Genomic DNA, 12,870 nt, shown 5'->3' with positions numbered 1-12,870 from the left:
GAGTAAGTTTTTTTATGAAAGCGGAGGATACGAAGTGGCACAGGTAAGGCTAGCTGGAAAACAAGAAGAAATTGAACAGCTCATTAGATCATTTGAAAAGCATTATGATGTCTCTTATACATCAAAGGAGTACGGTAGGACGAATCCAAAATACAAATATTCAAAGGATTCCCGCGTATATCTTGAATTAAAATTAAAATCTGCCAAGATCGAAAAATAAAAAGGATTTTTTGTGTCATTGGCGAATTATGATCTATTGAAGCAACCGTTATGGAGGGATACATAAATGGAATACAGAATTGAACGAGACACCATGGGAGAAGTAAAAGTTCCTGCTGATAAATTTTGGGGCGCCCAAACACAGCGAAGCAAGGAGAACTTTAAGATCGGTTCTGAAAAAATGCCGATGCGTGTTGTGAAGGCGTTTGCAATCTTGAAACGAAGCACTGCTCTAGCTAATAAACGCCTCGGCAATCTGGATGCTGAAAAAGCAGAAGCGATTGCAGCGGTTTGTGATGATGTGCTCAAAGGCAAGTATGATGATAACTTCCCGCTTGTCGTATGGCAGACCGGAAGCGGCACACAAAGCAATATGAACATGAACGAAGTGGTAGCCAACCGTGCGACTGCTTTATTAAAAGAGAAGAACTCTGATCAAACGATTCATCCAAATGATGACGTGAACCGAAGCCAAAGCTCAAACGACACATTCCCGACTGCGATGCATGTTGCCGCTGTTTTGGCTGTTTACGAGCAGCTTGTGCCGGCGCTTGATCAGCTTCGCAATACACTGGATGAAAAAGCAAAAGCATACAATGATATTGTCAAAATCGGACGCACGCATCTTCAGGATGCTACGCCACTGACCCTCGGACAGGAAATCAGCGGATGGGTTCACATGCTGGACCGTTCGAAGGAAATGATTTTGGAAGCGACAGATAAAATGCGTGCGCTTGCAATTGGTGGAACGGCTGTCGGAACGGGTATCAACGCCCACCCAGAGTTTGGAGAGCTTGTCTCAGAAGAGATCACTAAGCTGACCGGCCAAACGTTCAGCAGTTCGCCGAATAAATTCCACGCGCTGACAAGCCATGACGAAATCACTTATGCGCATGGCGCATTAAAAGCGCTTGCGGCTGACTTGATGAAAATCGCGAACGATGTCAGATGGCTCGCCAGCGGACCTCGCTGCGGCATCGGGGAGATCGTCATTCCTGAAAATGAGCCGGGAAGCTCCATTATGCCTGGTAAAGTCAACCCGACACAAAGCGAAGCGTTAACAATGATCGCAGCGCAAATCATGGGTAACGATGCGACAATCGGCTTTGCGGCGAGTCAGGGGAACTTTGAACTGAACGTGTTTAAACCTGTTATTATTTACAACTTCCTGCAATCTGTGCAGCTGCTCAGTGACGGCATGAATTCATTCCATGATAAATGTGCTGTCGGTATTGAGCCTAATAAAGAAACCATTCAGGAAAACCTGTCAAATTCATTAATGCTTGTTACGGCGCTGAACCCGCATATTGGTTATGAAAACGCGGCGAAAATCGCCAAGCTTGCCCATAAAGAGGGATTGACGCTCAAAGAAGCAGCTTTGAAGCTTGAATTGCTGACAGAGGAGCAATTTAACGAAATGGTTAAGCCGGAAGACATGGTAAAACCAAAGGCGTAATAGAAGGAAAAAACGGCTGCTTTTTAAGCAGCCGTTCTTCTAAATATGTTGCTGTTTTAATAAATATTTAAGCTGCTCCGCATCTTTGGCGAGAGCTTCAGACTCCGTCAGATTATGAATCATTCCTTTTATGATCGCCAGCTTCGGTGTTTTTTTCTTCATTTCTGCTTCAAGTATGTCCAAGCTCTCCGATAATTCAAGAGAGGAGTTTGTGTTTAAGCTGTTAATTTTGTCACGTAGGCTTTTCACAATCGATTCAGTCAGCGGGTCAGGCCGTCCGTGCGTAAGAGGCCCGAATAAAGAGCTCGCCTCTTCCAATGTGATGAAAGGCTTATCGTTTCGTTCAGACATGCCTTTTACCATATCATCAATTCGATTCATAATGATATCAGCTAATTGAGACGGCTTCACAGTGTACCCTAGCAAAATCATGCATTCCAGGTAAATCTGGCTGATGCCCTCTATTAAAAAACAAAGCTCTGCAGTGTACGGTTCCGCTTTTTTTCCATAGATGTTCAGCAGGCTGTCGATATGAAATTGAAGTGAGGACTGGCGGATTTTTTTTGCGCATTGCTCCACTTCTTCTGTGTAAGGCAGAGAACCCTCCTTCAACTGCATGCTGATAAAATCTTTGTGTTCAAGAATGTTTTCATAGAGGACGGTCAGCTGTTTACGGTAAGCCGTTCTGGGGCTGTCGCCCTTCGTTTTAATATTTAAAATTCGGGTAAACGTTTTATCATAATAGTAGTTCAGCATAGAGAGAAGAAGCGCTTCTTTCGAAGGAAAATAAATATAAAAAGCGCCTTTAGATATTTTGCATTCTTTTGCGATTTCCTGAACTGATGTTGAGTTGTATCCTTTTTGGGCAAATAGTTTTAAGGCTGTTTCAATAATCAGTTTTTCTTTTTCCTTCAATGGTTCCACCCTTTCGGAGCCCGGAGGCCTGCTAGGATATGACCATATAGTCACACCGTCTGTTATAAAATTAACCTTATTGTAACTTGTTTTTTTATCATGTATTATTTATATTATAAATTGAGATGACCGAATGGTCAAAGCTCAAGCGAAAGGGTGAATCTAGAATGAGAGAATTGGACGAAATGATCAGCCGCTTGCGAAACAGAGGAATCAAAGTGGAGAAAGTCAAATATCCGAAGCAGACCTTGTCAGAGAAAAAATGGGTTCATCAATGCAAACAGCCGCTCAAAACAAATTACAGAGATTTTAACGGCTATTCTTTCACATAAAAAAATAGACTGCAAAACATCTACAGTCTATTTTGGCACTGCTATGCGGTATGTTACACCCGTTTTGTCATTTTCAATTGAGATAGATGCCTTATGAAGAGTTAAAATTCGTTTTACGATGCTTAGACCAATGCCGAATTCGCCTTTCTTCCCTTTATTAAAAGGCTCATAGAGGCTGGAGAGCATCTCATCTTCAATATGCGGACCGTCATTTTTAATGGTGATCACGATATTTCGATCATCTTGTTTCATGCTGATTTCTATTTTTGTCTCAGCATAGCGGATTTGATTTTCCAGAATGTTTTCGAGGAGTTTGTTCCATTGCTCCGGATCGCCCGGCATCAAAATATCCTCTTCAACATCAATTTCCCACGATAGTTCTTTCCGCGCCCACTTCAATCGTTCGATGACTTCTTCTGTCACTTCCACAATACTGAACATGTCGTGCTGCACTTTTTGCTTCGCTAAATAATCCAGCTTCGTTAAATATAATAAATCCTTTATTTTTTTCTCCAGCTTAAGGGCTTCGCATTCAATAACATCTACAGTGTTTTCAAGGTCTCCTTTAGGAAAAATCCCGTCTTTAATTGATTGTGTATAGCCTCTGATGACCATGACCGGCGTTTTTAAATCATGAGAGATATTTTGTAATAGAGTTCTTTCTGTTTCATCCTTTTGCACAAGCTTTTGGCGCATCTCTTCGATCGTATGGCCCAATTTGCCGATTTCATCTTTCCGATCCACTTTTACTGGGTCATCCCAATCCTGTTCAGAAATCCGTTTGACGTGTTTTTCAAATGATACAAGAGGCCTTGATAAATACTTTGCAAGCCAAATAGCCGGAATCCAGCTTAATAAAATGACGACAGCTATAATAAACAGAAGCTGTTTGAACAAGGTATAGGCCAAATCGTCCCGATAAGAATCAAGTGCGTAAGAGAGCATCATCGCTGATTGTCCATTGACGGAAAGTCCCTTTTTAATGACAAAAAACACTTTCTCTCCATTGACGTCGGCGCTGTAACGTTTCTTTTTAGCTTCCTGCTTATCAGCCAGCTTGTACACCTTGTGGATAAATGAAGATGACAGAATGCTTAAATCCTTGTCTGAAGAAGCCTCTTCATTTTCAGGAAGGAGCACGTGCTGTACGGAGCGGACAGTTGTCGGCGCCGTCGCTTCCTCGCTGTAATAGCGCCTTTCAATCGAACCTGGCAGGCGGTACTCTGTCAGAACATGCTGCTCATTTTCGATCGTCGTATACGTTTCATTAGTGAAAAAATCTCGCAGCGTGTTTGAAAATAACACAAGCAGTAAAATCGATATCGCTAACAGGATGCCGGATATGACAACCCATATCTGAAACGCGAGCGGCTTGTTTTTCATGATGACATCATCCTGTAGCCGAAACCGTAAATCGTCTCCACCTTCAATTCAGGCATCTTTCTGCGCAGTCTCCGGACGAGATCATCAACGACCCGGTCTGTTCCGAAGTAGTCATGCCCCCACACTTTTAGGAGGATATCCTCACGAGAGTACGGATGCCCTTTATGATGGATAAATAATAGCAGCAGATCAAATTCCTTTGACGTCAAATTGATGATATTCCCGTTTTCGTCATAGACCTCGCGGGCGTCTTCAGCGACCCGATACGAGGAGACGGCAATTTCATTTTTTTGTACAGGAGGAGCTTCCTTATATACGAGCTGCAGCAGCTTTTGCACACGGATAATCAGCTCCCGCGGCAGAAACGGCTTTGAAATGTAGTCATTGCTGCCAAGCTCTAAGCCAAGCACTCTGTCAATATCCGCATCTCGGGCGGAAATAAAAATGACCGGCACGTCAGGATCTTTCGCCTTGATTTCTTTTATTAATGTATAGCCGTCGGTATCCGGCAGCATGATATCGAGAATCCATAGGTGGGGAGACGGTGTCATTTTCTTTCTGGCGTCTTCACCTTTCGTAAAAGATGTAATGTTCCAGCCCTCATTCTCTAAATACTTCGTCAGCAGTTCATTCAGGTTATCCTCATCTTCAACTAGATAAATGGTGTATGACAAGGCTCTTCACATCCTTTCAACGTCATTATAAACTAGTTTTAACATACGGCAGGCAATTTTCATAATTTCACATATTCTTTTCATTTTTATCCCACAATGTTTGTTTATGATATGTATAAGGGAAGAAAGGAAGAGAAAAAGAGCGAGGAAGATGTAGGATGATCAAACATATTCTATTTTGGTGCTTTGCTTTTCTCCTCATTATTGGGACAATTGAACTTGTACATGCGATGAATATGTAACGATAAATGAATAACCGTTAAAGGAGTGTAAGAACATGGATTATCGACGTGATGGCCAAAACGATCAACATCAAACTGAACCTTCACATACAGAACAGCAGAATACAGAAAACCAGAAACTGATAGGACATTCTGAACAAGAATTGCTTGACGCGCCTGTGTCGTATGAAGCGGGACGGCAGGAAACGGCTTCTGCTATAGAAATGGAAAAGCAAGAAACGGCTGTGAAAAAAGAAAAGAAACGGAGAGCCGCATGGCTGAGCCCGATTTTAGGCGGTATTATCGGCGGGGGCCTCATGCTTGGCATCGCGCCTTATCTGCCGTCAGACCAAAATCAGGCGACCGAGACCGCTTCCGCAAATAAACAGGTGCAGTCTGATAATTTTACAACGGCGCCGATAACGAACGCATCAAATATCGCTGATATGGTAGAGGATTTAGAGCCTACGATTGTCGGAATCTCAAATATCCAAACCTCTCAAAATAACACATTCGGCACGGGAGGAGGCTCCAGCTCAGAAAGTGAAAGCGGAACCGGGTCAGGTGTTATTTTCAAAAAAGACAGCAATAAAGCGTATATCATTACAAACAACCATGTCGTTGAAGGCGCGAACAAGCTGACTGTTACGCTATACAACGGAGAAACGGAAACTGCCAAGCTTGTCGGCAGCGATACCATTACTGATTTGGCAGTTTTGGAAATCAGCAGCAAGAACGTCAAAAAAGTGGCGAGCTTTGGTGATTCTTCACAGCTGCGCACGGGCGAAAAGGTAATCGCTATCGGTAACCCGCTCGGACAGCAGTTTTCCGGTACGGTGACACAAGGCATCATTAGCGGATTGAACCGGACAATTGATGTGGATACAACACAAGGGACGGTGGAAATGAACGTGCTGCAAACTGATGCAGCGATCAACCCGGGGAACAGCGGAGGCCCATTAATCAATGCAAGCGGCCAGGTCATCGGCATCAACAGCTTGAAGGTGAGCGAAAGCGGCGTGGAATCACTTGGATTTGCGATCCCAAGCAATGATGTCGAGCCGATTGTTGACCAGCTGCTGCAAAACGGGAAGGTGGACCGTCCGTTTTTAGGCGTGCAGATGATTGACATGTCACAAGTTCCTGAAACTTATCAGGAAAATACGCTCGGCCTGTTTGGAGATCAATTGGGCAAAGGTGTTTATGTAAAAGAAGTTCAAGCAAATTCACCGGCAGAAAAAGCAGGTATTAAATCTGAGGATGTCATTGTCAAACTAAACGGTAAAGACGTGGAAAGCAGTGCGGATATCCGTCAGATCCTTTACAAAGACTTAAAAGTCGGAGATAAAACAACAATCCAAGTGCTGCGAAAGGGAAAAACGAAAACGTTGAACGCGACACTGACCAAGCAGACAGAAAGCCGTTCAAGCTAAGAAAAAAACAAAAAGCTGAACCCAAATAGGGTTCAGCTTTTTTTATCCTAAGTAAGAGGAAAGCATCCACACTTGTTTTTCAACTTCTTCAATTAATCCGACAAACAAGTCCGCTGTCGCATTGTCTTGATTTTCTTCAGCCAGGCCGATCACGAATTTAGATTCGCTGCTGATTTGTTTGTAGTCGTTTACCAATGCTTGTACCATTTCTGAAGCTGATGTTTCGTTTCCGCCGTCTGTGATAGATGCATGCTCAGTGTATTCTTTCACTGTGGCAACAGGCTGTCCGCCAATCGCCAGCAGGCGCTCAGCGATGGTATCGACTGTTTCAGCCGCATGGTCATAAAGTTCTTCAAATTTCTCGTGCAATGTAAAGAAATGAGGCCCTTTCACATACCAATGGAAACGGTGGAGCTTAGAGTATAAAAGAAACCAGTTTGATAATTGTGTGTTCATTGAATTCTCAACTAATGTTTGATTTGTTTTTGCGTTTTCAGTTTTCATAAGATAACGTCCTCCTTGTGATCTGTTGTTTTAATTATATCATATACTAAATAAAAATCAATACTAAATTATAATTATTATAATTTATGTCATCTGAATAGCTTTTTCTTCAGGATAGACTCCCACGCAGACCAAGGAAAAAGCGATCGGAATAGCAGGGTGAGCCTGATGCCCTTTCCGATCGGGTATCGCAATTTCTTTATGTGCTGTTTTGTTGCCAATTGGTAAATGAGGTCGGCAACCTCTTGGGGATCTCCGCTTTCTTCTCCGTTTTTTTGAACGTAGGAAAGGATCTTTTTATAGTATTGATGATAGGCTGAATCGTCAGCAGGCACCGACATAAAATTTGATAATGACGTTGTCCAGATCGATGTCTTGTATGAGCCCGGCTCAATCAAAGCGGTTTCGATACCGAACGGAAGCAGCTCGATACGAAGGCTTTCAGAAAAACCTTCCAATGCATGCTTGGAAGAAACATATGGCGACAGCGCTGGGAATCCGGTCAGTCCGCTGATGCTGCTCACGTTTATAATCTTTGCGCCGCCATGCTTTCTTATGTAAGGCAGAACGGTTTTTGTCACATGGATCACACCGAAGACATTCGTTTCAAATTGTTGTCTGAAATGTTCCATCGGCACATCCTCGATAAATCCTCCATAAGCCGTTCCGGCATTGTTAACGAGTAAGTCGATCGGGGCGTAAGCACTAACGGCTTTTCCGAATGAGACTATAGATTGTTCATCGGTGACATCGAGAGCTGTAATGTGAATAGAATCAGACACATTGTGTGCTGCAGCCAATTCCCGAAGCTGTTCCGCTTTTTCAGGCTGTCTTGATGTCGCTATCACGAAAAATGATCGGGCAAGCTTTACAGCTGCCAGCAGACCGAAGCCGCTGGACGCTCCCGTTACGATTGCTATTTTTTTATTCATCCTAACCCTCCTATTAAACTGCTACAGCTATTGTACAATCCTGAACAGGAAATGACGTCTGTAAAAGAAATTTTTATACAACAATTCAGAATTGTTCTATAATAGAACGAAAGAAGGAAAGGGGTTTTGTGATATGGCGCTGCAAGGGGTAGGCCAAAGATGGGATCTTGATTCATTTTTTAAGGGCGGGAGCCAATCAGAAGAATTCAAAGGATATATTGAGAAGCTGTCACAAAGTCTGCGTGCATTTCAAGACAGGACTGATGCGTTTCAGGTGCCTGAATCGCCTGAAGAGGCTGAAGGGCTGACCGCGTTGCTTGATTTATTCGAACAGACATCCGTCAAGCTTCAGCAGGCCGGCGCTTTTGTTGCTTGCCTCCAGGCCCAGAATATCAATGATCAAAAGGCTATAGAGCATCAGGCACTCATGAACCGGCTTTCCGCAGATTTTCAATCGTCGCTCGTTACATTAGATCATAAACTTGTGGACATTAATCAAGACGTGTGGAATGAATTGTTAACAAAACCGGGATTGCGCGATGTATCTTACATATTAAATGAAAGAAGACAGAGGGTTGCCGAAAAGCTTAGCCCCGGTAAAGAAAAACTGATCGGAAACCTTGCGGTGGACGGATATCACGCTTGGAGTGACTTATACAATATGGTTGTCGGGAAAATGACGATCCCGTATGAGGAAAACGGTGAAAACAAGCAATTGTCTGTCGGTCAGGCGGAGAATATGATGGACCATCAAGACCGTGCTGTCAGAAAAACAGTATATGAACGTTTCCGCCAAGCTTGGGAGAGCAAGCAGGATATTTTCAGCAGCACGCTGAATCATTTGGCGGGATTCCGGCTTGAAACCTATAAAGCGCGCGGCTGGGAGAATGTCCTGAAGGAACCGCTGCAAATTAACAGGATGAAAAAAGAAACACTTGATACGATGTGGCAGGTCATCACTGAAAACAAGAAGCCGTTCGTTCAGTTTTTGAACCGGAAAGCATCCATGCTCGGCCTTGAAAAACTCAGCTGGTACGATGTCGAGGCACCGATCGGTTCTGACGGAAAGGTCTATTCATATGATGAAGCCGCAAATATCATTACCAGCCAGTTTTCAACGTTTGGCAAAAAGCTGTCCTCATTCACTGAAAAAGCGTTTCGGGACGGCTGGATTGAGGCGGAAGACAGGAGTGGAAAAAGAGTCGGCGGCTTTTGCACGAGCTTTCCAGACAGCGGGGAATCCCGGATTTTCATGACATTTTCGGGCAGCGCCTCAAATGTCTCTACTCTTGCGCATGAACTCGGACACGCGTTCCATCAGGAAGCAATGCTCGACGTCAGGCCGTTAAACCGTTCCTACGCCATGAACGTTGCAGAAACAGCTTCAACGTTTGCAGAGATGATAGTGGCGGACGCGACTGTCCAGCAAGCCGAGACCAGGGAAGAAAAGATTGTTCTTCTGGAGGATAAAGTGCAAAGAAGTGTTGCGTTCTTCATGAACATTCACGCAAGATTTCTATTCGAAACGAGATTCTACGAGGAACGAAAGCGGGGAGTGGTACCGGCCAGCCGCTTGAATGAGCTGATGGAAGAGGCGCAAAGAGAGGCATACTGCAATGCGTTAGAAGAATATCATCCGCTTTTTTGGGCATCAAAACTTCACTTTCACATCACGAGGGTGCCGTTTTACAATTTCCCTTATACATTCGGCTACCTGTTTTCTCTTGGCATTTACGCGCTGGCGCTTGAAGAAAAAAACGCATTCGAAGAGAAGTATATGGCGCTATTGCGAGATACGGCTTCTATGACAGTGGAGGATTTGGCCATGAAGCATTTGGGGGCTGACATCACGAAGCGCGATTTCTGGGAGAATGCCATCAAGCTGGCTGTGCGTGACGCCGAAACCTTTTTGCAAATGACCGAATCTTAAAGAAAAGCCGTGGCGTTATATGCCCCGGCTTTTTCAATTCTTCTCTGAATGAGGATTTCATTCTCTGGATATACCTAAAATAAATGGAATCCTACAGGGGGGAAACATATGCATTTGGTCAGAGCAGCCGGGGCTGTATGTCTCGCAGTGGTTCTGATTGCGGGCTGCCGTCTCAATGAAGACCAGCAGCAGGCAGAAGGAGAAAATACAGCCGTCACCCAGCTGAAATCCGTTCCCTACAGCAATTTTTCGCTTCGTGTGAGCTACGGGGATGGTGAGCATAACCGTTATGAAGGAATCTATACAAAGAACGGGACTCAGGAAAAAGCGGAAATACAGGATAAGCTCTCTGGTGTCAATCAGGAGGGAGAAGAAGCATTGGATGAGATGAAAATGATTTTGAGCGAGCTTTCCGTGACAGACCAAATGGCTGAAACAGAAGTGATACAAAGTGTGCTGGCAGCATTTAATCTGGACAGTCATTATGATCATATCGATTTAAAATTGAAGCTGAAGGACGGCTCCATCAGAGAAATCAAGAAGTAATCTTGTGATAAAAAACCCATAAACGTCAATTATGTCCATAAAACTAATTGAAAATGATTTTCAAAGTCAGTGTTTTCTGCTACAATGAGGGATATATGACCATATCAAATGGCTGAATATCGGAATCACTTGCATTGATGACAATTGACTTAAAAGCATGTATATAGAAAACGTGCAATACATAGTGCTGCTAAAAAGCCAGCAAAAAGGAGCGGTTATGGGTATGAGTGCAATTTCTACAGAAACGCTGAGCTTAGGATACGGGGATGCCGTTATTATTGATGAGTTGAATTTAACAATTCCCAAAGGTGAAATTACCGTATTTATTGGCAGCAATGGCTGCGGAAAATCGACACTTTTACGTTCATTAGCGCGCCTCATGAAGCCGAGAGGCGGTTCAGTACTGCTGGAAGGAAGAGCCATTGCCAAGCTTCCGACGAAGGAAGTCGCAAAAGAGCTCGCAATCCTGCCCCAAGGTCCTTCGGCTCCAGAGGGGCTGACGGTGCATCAGCTGGTGAAGCAAGGAAGATATCCTTACCAAAACTGGCTGAAGCAGTGGTCAAAAGAGGATGAGGAAGCAGTTGAAAGAGCGCTTAAAGCAACAAAGCTTGAGGACATGGCTGACCGCGCCGTTGATTCTTTGTCAGGCGGACAGCGCCAGCGGGCTTGGATCGCGATGACGCTTGCCCAGGAAACGGATATCATCCTTCTTGACGAGCCGACGACGTATTTAGACATGACGCATCAAATTGAAATTCTTGATTTGCTGTTTGAGCTGAATGAAAAGGAAGACCGGACGATTGTTATGGTTCTCCATGACTTAAACTTGGCGTGCCGCTATGCGCATCATCTTGTGGCCATAAAAGATAAACGGATTTATGCAGAAGGCCGTCCGGAAGAGGTCATCACTTGTGATCTTGTGCAAAATGTGTTTTCTATGAACTGTCAGGTTACACAGGACCCGCTCTTCGGAACGCCTCTTTGCATTCCTCATGGCAGGGGCAGATGCATTGTCCAGGAAGCGGCTTTCACATCACATGGATAAATAACGCAGCGAAGGAGCTTTCAATTGAGAAAGCTCCTTGCTGTTTTTTCGAAAGGAAGATGGAAAATGGAACAAAAACTTCAGGAGCAGCTGGATGGATTGCTGGAGAAGTATACTGAGCTTCTGCTTGGTGAAACACACGATGAGCTAAAAGAAGAAGTGAAGCAATGGATTTTGTACACCCATATAGCCAAAAGCATGCCTCCGCTCGCTAAGCATTGGAATGCGACATACCCTGATGCAAAGCAGGGCATTAAAGAGATCATTCAGCATATTAAGGAATTAAATGAAGCGCATCGAAACAAACAATAGCCAAAAAGCAGTCTGTTCATTATAGCAGACTGCTTTTTTGTGATTCAGCCGTTTTATCTGGCGTAAAGGAATCCATAAAGGTTCTCAGCGCGCTGCTGATAAACGAATCTTTTCGAACAATAAATTCTGTTTTCATCTGGCTGAGAGCTTCAGGCAGCGGGTACAATCGAATTGATCCTTCTGCTTCATGTTTCTGCACAACCGTTCTTGGCAGCAACGAGATGCCAAGACCTGCTGTAACCCCGCCGATAATTGCTTCAAGCGTCCCAAATTCCATAATGACCGGCTGTGTGACACCGACGGAACGCAGCCATTTTTCAAGTGTTTCTCGATACGAGCAGCCTGTGCTGTATACGAGAATCGGCTTTGTGATGGCTTCCTCAACATCGGGCACGGAGGCAGCCGAAACAACTACTGGTTCTTCCTCAAACGCAGGATAGGATTCGAGCTCAGGATGATGGCATTCGCATCCGATAAACGCGCCGTCCAATTCATAACGAAGAACTTTATCAAGGAGAAATTGCGTATGTCCTGTTGTTAAAGACAACTGGACGTTTGGATGTTCTTCATAATAAGATGCCAGTAGCTTTGGTAGCCTTACCGCGGCTGTTGTCTGAGTGGAGCCGATCATAAGCGGCCCGCTTGGTTCTGCGGAGGATGAGAGCGCTTTAGACGCTTCATCAAGAAGGCCAATAATTTTATTTGCGTAGTCCAGCAGCAATTTTCCGCTTGCAGAAAGTGTCATGCCCCGATTATGACGCAAAAACAGTGTGGTACCCAGCTCAGCTTCCAATTGCTGAATTCTGGCCGTGACATTCGATTGCACATAGCCAAGCTGCAGGGCTGCTTTCGTAATGGTCCCTTCAAGGGCTACCATTTGAAACACACGTAAATCTCCGCTTTCCATTTTGAACTCCCCCGTTCGTTTGCTATCAATCTGAGTGATATCTAGTATCTTTAACAATCAT

At 44.2% G+C, this 12,870-nt stretch carries 14 protein-coding genes; 8 read left to right on the top strand and 6 right to left on the bottom strand.

The genetic code is table 11. The features are described 5' to 3' along the window. Positions 1-34 precede the first annotated feature (34 nt). On the top strand, positions 35-220 hold the full coding sequence (locus NYE49_RS16875; RefSeq protein ID WP_003221676.1) for a YvzF family protein: 186 nt from the start codon (positions 35-37) through the stop codon (positions 218-220). Positions 221-286: 66 nt separating this feature from the next. Beyond that, entirely contained in the window at positions 287-1,675 is a 1,389-nt protein-coding gene (gene fumC, locus NYE49_RS16870) for a class II fumarate hydratase (protein WP_003228523.1), read from the top strand. A 39-nt stretch (positions 1,676-1,714) separates the two neighbouring features. Here fumC and NYE49_RS16865 read toward each other — a convergent pair whose 3' ends face one another. Continuing rightward, positions 1,715-2,590, bottom strand: coding sequence for a TetR/AcrR family transcriptional regulator (locus tag NYE49_RS16865; protein WP_003243192.1), 876 nt, complete (start codon positions 2,588-2,590; stop codon positions 1,715-1,717). 167 nt (positions 2,591-2,757) lie between these two features. Between NYE49_RS16865 and spxO the strand changes: the two genes are divergently transcribed. Further along, positions 2,758-2,922, top strand: coding sequence for an anti-adapter protein SpxO (gene spxO, locus NYE49_RS16860; protein WP_003221681.1), 165 nt, complete (start codon positions 2,758-2,760; stop codon positions 2,920-2,922). Between the two features lie 27 nt (positions 2,923-2,949). Here the strand turns inward: spxO and cssS are convergent, their stop codons facing one another. Together cssS and cssR are read right to left on the bottom strand one after the other, a co-directional pair. Continuing rightward, a complete protein-coding gene (gene cssS, locus NYE49_RS16855) occupies positions 2,950-4,305 on the bottom strand; it encodes a secretion stress-responsive two-component system sensor histidine kinase CssS (RefSeq protein WP_003228527.1) in 1,356 nt (451 codons plus the stop codon). Then, positions 4,302-4,979: a secretion stress-responsive two-component system response regulator CssR gene (cssR, locus tag NYE49_RS16850; protein ID WP_003228529.1), complete on the bottom strand. Its 678-nt coding sequence runs from the start codon at positions 4,977-4,979 to the stop codon at positions 4,302-4,304. Before cssR ends, cssS begins: the two co-directional genes overlap by 4 nt. Before the next feature lie 277 nt (positions 4,980-5,256). Here cssR and htrB point away from each other — a divergent pair, with 277 nt between their 5' ends. Then, positions 5,257-6,633, top strand: a complete 1,377-nt coding sequence (gene htrB / locus NYE49_RS16845) for a serine protease Do-like protein HtrB (protein ID WP_047183154.1) — start codon at positions 5,257-5,259, stop codon at positions 6,631-6,633. Positions 6,634-6,675: 42 nt separating this feature from the next. On the opposite strand, the gene mrgA is transcribed toward htrB, so the two are convergent. Beyond that, positions 6,676-7,137: a metalloregulation DNA-binding stress protein MgrA gene (gene mrgA / locus NYE49_RS16840; RefSeq protein ID WP_014477938.1), complete on the bottom strand. Its 462-nt coding sequence runs from the start codon at positions 7,135-7,137 to the stop codon at positions 6,676-6,678. 89 nt (positions 7,138-7,226) lie between these two features. Continuing rightward, a complete protein-coding gene (locus tag NYE49_RS16835; protein ID WP_015384602.1) occupies positions 7,227-8,069 on the bottom strand; it encodes an oxidoreductase in 843 nt (280 codons plus the stop codon). A gap of 133 nt (positions 8,070-8,202) precedes the next feature. On the opposite strand from NYE49_RS16835, the gene NYE49_RS16830 reads away from it, so the two are divergent. The 4 genes from NYE49_RS16830 to NYE49_RS16815 all read left to right on the top strand — a co-directional run bounded on the left by NYE49_RS16830 (position 8,203) and on the right by NYE49_RS16815 (position 11,902). Further along, positions 8,203-9,999: a M3 family oligoendopeptidase gene (locus tag NYE49_RS16830; protein ID WP_047183153.1), complete on the top strand. Its 1,797-nt coding sequence runs from the start codon at positions 8,203-8,205 to the stop codon at positions 9,997-9,999. A 108-nt stretch (positions 10,000-10,107) separates the two neighbouring features. Continuing rightward, on the top strand, positions 10,108-10,545 hold the full coding sequence (locus NYE49_RS16825) for a YusW family protein (protein ID WP_015384600.1): 438 nt from the start codon (positions 10,108-10,110) through the stop codon (positions 10,543-10,545). Between the two features lie 217 nt (positions 10,546-10,762). After that, positions 10,763-11,590 (top strand): ABC transporter ATP-binding protein, encoded by an 828-nt coding sequence (locus NYE49_RS16820; protein ID WP_010886609.1) that lies wholly within the window; start codon positions 10,763-10,765, stop codon positions 11,588-11,590. Between the two features lie 24 nt (positions 11,591-11,614). Continuing rightward, entirely contained in the window at positions 11,615-11,902 is a 288-nt protein-coding gene (locus NYE49_RS16815; protein WP_080344227.1) for a YusU family protein, read from the top strand. Between the two features lie 19 nt (positions 11,903-11,921). Here NYE49_RS16815 and NYE49_RS16810 read toward each other — a convergent pair whose 3' ends face one another. Then, complete coding sequence (locus NYE49_RS16810) at positions 11,922-12,809, bottom strand: LysR family transcriptional regulator (protein ID WP_047183152.1); 888 nt, start codon at positions 12,807-12,809, stop codon at positions 11,922-11,924. Positions 12,810-12,870 lie beyond the last annotated feature (61 nt).

It is taken from the genome of Bacillus sp. FSL L8-0358 (genome assembly GCF_038593095.1).
Lineage (GTDB): Bacteria > Bacillota > Bacilli > Bacillales > Bacillaceae > Bacillus > Bacillus subtilis.
The sequence above is the reverse complement of the archived record's forward strand: the minus strand, read 5'-3'. Positions and strand labels throughout refer to the sequence as shown.